Annotated in this window: 4 protein-coding genes; 3 read left to right on the top strand and 1 reads right to left on the bottom strand. The window is 72.1% G+C overall.

All coding sequences use genetic code 11. The annotated features are described in order from the left end of the window. Positions 1–24: 24 nt before the first annotated feature. The gene (locus tag PV721_RS41395; protein ID WP_319733773.1) at positions 25–1,545 is read right to left on the bottom strand and encodes a hypothetical protein; all 1,521 of its coding nucleotides are present in this window, start codon (positions 1,543–1,545) and stop codon (positions 25–27) included. A 391-nt stretch (positions 1,546–1,936) separates the two neighbouring features. Here PV721_RS41395 and PV721_RS41390 point away from each other — a divergent pair, with 391 nt between their 5' ends. From PV721_RS41390 to PV721_RS41380, 3 genes are all read left to right on the top strand, one after another. Next, a complete protein-coding gene (locus tag PV721_RS41390; protein WP_319733770.1) occupies positions 1,937–3,778 on the top strand; it encodes an endonuclease/exonuclease/phosphatase family protein in 1,842 nt (613 codons plus the stop codon). A gap of 68 nt (positions 3,779–3,846) precedes the next feature. Then, the gene (locus tag PV721_RS41385) at positions 3,847–4,320 is read left to right on the top strand and encodes a GNAT family N-acetyltransferase (protein WP_319733769.1); all 474 of its coding nucleotides are present in this window, start codon (positions 3,847–3,849) and stop codon (positions 4,318–4,320) included. Positions 4,321–4,464: 144 nt separating this feature from the next. Next, a complete protein-coding gene (locus PV721_RS41380) occupies positions 4,465–4,719 on the top strand; it encodes a hypothetical protein (protein ID WP_319733767.1) in 255 nt (84 codons plus the stop codon). Positions 4,720–4,735: the final 16 nt, after the last annotated feature.

Raw genomic sequence — 4,735 nt, 5'->3', positions numbered from 1 at the left:
CCCCCACCCACCTCCCGGCTCGGCTCAGGGGCGGCGGGAACGTGCCTTGAAGGCGGCCTTGCGGGCCTCCTTCGCCGCCTTCTTGTCCGGGTGCAGCCGGCCCATCGCCTCCAGGACGTGCGCCGTCGCCGGGTGCTCCACCCGCCACACCTGCTCGAAGAATCCCGTGTGATAGGCGGTCAGCGTCTCCATCAGGAGCGGCAGCTCCTCCGTCTCCCCATCGGCGGCCAGCTGCGCCGCGATGGTGTCGACCGTCAACCAGAACACCATCTCCGGGTCCGGCGCCGGTACGTCGGCCACCCCGCGCTCCGCCAGCCACACCCGGGCGAGCCCGCCGAGCTCCGCGTCGTCCAGCACCGCGCGGACCGCCACCTCGGCCTCCGGCCCAGCCGGCGCCAGGGCCTGCTGGCAACGGAGCCGGCGCAGCGGGCCGCCCTCGTCGTCCCCGCGGGCGGCGGCAAGCAGTTCGGCCGCCGCCGCGGGCAGTTCGCGGCCGGCCAGCCACTGTTCGATCTCGGCCTGGGCGGCGTCCTCGGGGTAGAAGGAGACCGCGTCGAGCAGTGCGTCGGCGCCCTTGTCGGCCAGTTCGCCGACGGCGGGGGCCTCGACCCCGGCCTCCAGCATGCGGGCCCGGATCCCGTACAGGCCGAGCGCGGTGAGGCGGACCATGCCGTAGCGGGAGACGTCCTCGTCGTCCACGACGGCGGGGCCGCCCGGCCGCGACGCGCCGGCGGCGGTCTCCGCCTCGTCGGCCTCCGCCATCAGCTCCTCGTCGACGGGCCGGTACTCGACCAGCCCGATCGGCTCCAGCTGCCTGAACTGGTCGTCGAGGCGCATCATCGCGTCCGAGACCTGCTCCAGCACGGCGTCGGTGGGGTTGCCCATGCCGTCGGGCACGACCATCGACGCGGCGAGCACCGGCAGCGGAACCGGCCGGTCCGCCGCTCCGCCCTCGGTGACGGTGAGCAGGTAGAGGTTGGCGAGGACCCCGTCGAGGAAGTCCGCCTCGCGGCCCGGGTTCCAGTCCAGCCGGTCGAAGTCGATCTCGCCGCCCGCGTCCAGCGCGTCGACGAGGCCGTTCAGGTCGGGCACCGCCGCGTCGGCGAGCACCGTGTCCAGGGCCGCCAGCCACAGGTCGAGCACGTCGCCGGGCGCACCGCTCGTCACCAGCGCCAGGTCCTCGCCGGGCGCGGCCGTGCCGAACTGCTCTTCGCCGCCCTGACCGGCGTCCTGACCATTGCGGGGACCGGCGCCCTCCTCCGGCTCCGTCACGTCGACCAGGCCGGTGTCCACGGCGACCCGCCAGGCCTGGCCCGCGTACCCGGCGGAGTCCGCGTCGGCGGCGTCGACGCCGAGCACCGCGACGGCCTCGGGCAGCTGGTCCGCGGCGAGTTCCCCGCCGATGCCGACGCGCGTCCCGGGTCCGGCCCAGCGGGCGAGGCGTACGGCACGCGCGAACAGCGGGGCGACGAGGGCGTCGCGCGCCAGTTCCGCGTCGGAGTGCAGCCGTACCGGCGGCAGCGTGGGGTGCGACTCTGCGGACATGGTGCTGTTCTCCTCGCGGACGCGGTGGGGCCGGGCGCGCAGCCGGGCCGGCGGGCCGTGACGACCGATTGGTCCGTCATGTGCGCGCGGACATCGGCGACATGGCCGACATGGCAGGCAGGGCGGCGCAGGGCAGATGTGGCGCAGATGACAGCGGTGGCCGTCGTTCGGCGCTCCAGCGTAGACGCATTTCGGGACCATCCGGCGGGCCATCACCTTTGGTTCATCCCACAGTCAGCTGCCGTGTTCCCTGGAGGGCTTGACAACTTTGCTGGCCACACAGGAAATTGACGCGCGTAGATGTATCGGGAGCGGCACGCCTTCCGCAGATCTCGCTGCGACCCCGCTGCCGCACCCCTCCTTTCCCTCTCCCACACCGGAGTTCCCGCCCATGCGCTCCTCGCATCCCCGTTCCGCCGCCGTCGCGGCCCTCGTCGCCACCGCGCTGGCCACCGGCCTGCTCGCGGGCTCCGCCGACGCGGCCGAAGGCGCCGTGTCCGCCGATCCGATACGCATCCACGACATCCAGGGCACCACCCGGATATCCCCGCTGAACGGCAAGCAGGTCACCGACGTCGAGGGCATCGTGACGGGCGTGCGGACCTACGGCTCACGCGGCTTCTGGATCCAGGACCCGGACGCCGACGACAACGACGCCACCAGTGAGGGCGTGTTCGTCTTCACCAGCTCCGTCCCGACCGTCGCCGCGGGCGACGCGGTGAAGGTCTCCGGCACCGTCGGCGAGTACGTCCCCGGCGGTCTGAACTCCGGCAACCAGTCGGTGACCCAGATCTCCAAGCCGACGGTGACCGTGGTCTCCTCCGGCAACGCGCTGCCCGAGGCCACCGCCGTCAACGAGTACTCGGTGCCCGCCGAGTACGCCCCGGCGGGCGACCCGGCCGCCGCCGGCAGCATCAACGGCCTGACCCTGGAGCCCGCGCGCTACGCTCTGGACTACTACGAGTCCCTGGAGGGCATGAACGTCCGCATCGGCACCTCCCGCGTGGTCGGCGCCACCGACCCGTACTCGGAGCTGTGGGTCACGGTGAAGGGCTGGGAGAACGCCGCCAAGCGCGGTGGCACGGTCTACGGCTCCTACGAGTCCCAGAACACCGGCCGCCTCCAGATCCAGCAGCTCGCGCCCCTCGCGCAGCAGCCCTTCCCGGTGGCCAACGTCGGCGACAAGCTGACCGGCACCACCGAGGGCCCGCTGGACTTCAACCAGTTCGGCGGCTACACGCTGGTGGCCCGCACCCTCGGCACGGTCACGGCGGGCACCCTCGCCCCCGAGAAGACCAAGCCGCAGGCCGAGCAGGAGCTCGCGGTGGCCACGTACAACGTGGAGAACCTCGACCCGACCGACCCGCAGGAGAAGTTCGACGCGCTGGCGAAGGCGGTCGTCGAGAACCTCGCCTCCCCCGACGTCCTCGCCCTGGAGGAGATCCAGGACGACAACGGCGCCAAGAACGACGGCACCGTCTCCGCCGAGCAGACGCTGACGAAGTTCACCGCGGCGATCACGGCGGCGGGCGGCCCGGCGTACCAGTGGCGGACCGTCAACCCCGAGGACAAGAAGGACGGCGGCGAGCCCGGCGGCAACATCCGCCAGGTCTTCCTCTTCAACCCGGCGCGGGTCTCCTTCACCGAGCGCGCGCCGGGCGACGCGGTGACGGCGACCGGCGTGGTCAAGGAGAACGGCAAGGCCGCCCTGACCCACTCCCCCGGCCGCGTCGACCCCGCGAACCCGGCGTGGGCGGACAGCCGCAAGCCGCTCGCGGGCGAGTTCGTCTTCCGCGGCAAGACGGTCTTCGTGATCGCCAACCACTTCGGCTCCAAGGGCGGTGACGAGGGCCTGACCTCGCACCACCAGCCGCCGGTCCGTTCCTCGGAGGCCAAGCGGCTGCTGCAGGCGCAGGCCGTGAACGGCTTCGTCAAGGAGATCCTGGCGGCGGACAAGAACGCGAACGTCCTGGTCCTCGGTGACATCAACGACTTCGAGTTCTCGGCGACGACGGACGCGCTCGCGGACGGCGGGGCGCTGTACCCGGCGATCAAGTCGCTGCCGAAGGCGGAGCGCTACTCGTACGTCTACCAGGGCAACGCGCAGGTGCTGGACCAGATCCTGACCAGCCCGGCGATCAAGAAGTTCACGTACGACAGCGTGCACATCAACGCGGAGTTCGCGGCGCAGAACAGCGACCACGACCCGCAGGTGCTGCGCTTCCGCCCGTAACTCCCCGCTCCCACGAGCCGCAGGGGGTCCGGCCGCCGTCCGGGCCGGCCCCCTGCCACAATTTGGCCATGACCTTCCGCACCGCCACCCGACGGGACCTGCCCGCCGTGCTCGCCCTGCTCGCGGACGAGGACCAGGTCCTCGACCCGGCCTCGATCGTGGTCGGCGAGGCGCACGAGCGGGCCTTCGCCGCCATCGAGGCGGACCCCCGCAACGAGATGCTGGTCCTCACGGACGGGGCGCACGCGTCGGACGGGGCGCACGAGATCGTCCTAGGCTGCCTCCAGCTGACCTACATACCGGGCCTGGGCCAGAACGGACGCGAGCGGGCCGTGGTGGAGGCCGTACGGGTCCGCGCGGACCGGCGGGGCGCGGGACTCGGCGCGGAGCTGATGCGTCTGGCCGTCGAGCGGGCCCGCGAGCGCGGCTGCGGCCTGGTCCAGCTGACGAGCAGCAAGCGGCGCACCGCGGCCCACCGCTTCTACGAGCGGCTGGGCTTCGCACGCAGCCACGAGGGCTTCAAGCTGCAGCTGAAGCCGTAAAGGGCCCTTTTCTGGGCAAGGTGGGGACTTTCGGCCCTGGCGTGACGCTCGACACATCCCTACCGAATCCACCGGTTGTGGTGTTGAGTATCTCCACGCCCGATCTTGCCCCGGCTTGTACCGCCCCCTCCCTGGAGGATCCGCGTGTTCCCCTCCATCTCCCTCGCTCAGGAAATCGGCCTGGCCGTCCTGCTCGTGGCCGCGATCGTCTGGGTCTTCGGCCTCGGCCACATGCTGTGGGACAGCCGCTTCCACCACCCGGAGCCCGGCGCCAACGAGGGCCTGCCGATGATCCCGGCGCAGCGCAGCTCGGCCTCGCACCCGATGGAGTCCGTGGAACTGACCGAGGCGGAAGAGCAGGCCTTCGCCGGCCTGATCCGGACGATCCCCCTGCACTGACCGCCCCGCCCATGCC

Source organism: Streptomyces sp. MB09-01, assembly GCF_033794505.1.
In the GTDB taxonomy this organism is placed as follows: Bacteria; Actinomycetota; Actinomycetes; order Streptomycetales; family Streptomycetaceae; genus Streptomyces.
Note: the sequence above shows the minus strand (reverse complement) of the source record. Positions and strands in the feature narration are given on the sequence as shown.

What these genes read in the sequence shown, in the direction of transcription:
- PV721_RS41395 (WP_319733773.1), bottom strand. Translation starts at nt 1,545, where the DNA reads ATGTCCGCAGAGTCGCACCCCACGCTGCCGCCGGTACGGCTGCACTCC.
- PV721_RS41390 (WP_319733770.1), top strand. Translation starts at nt 1,937, where the DNA reads ATGCGCTCCTCGCATCCCCGTTCCGCCGCCGTCGCGGCCCTCGTCGCC.
- PV721_RS41385 (WP_319733769.1), top strand. Translation starts at nt 3,847, where the DNA reads ATGACCTTCCGCACCGCCACCCGACGGGACCTGCCCGCCGTGCTCGCC.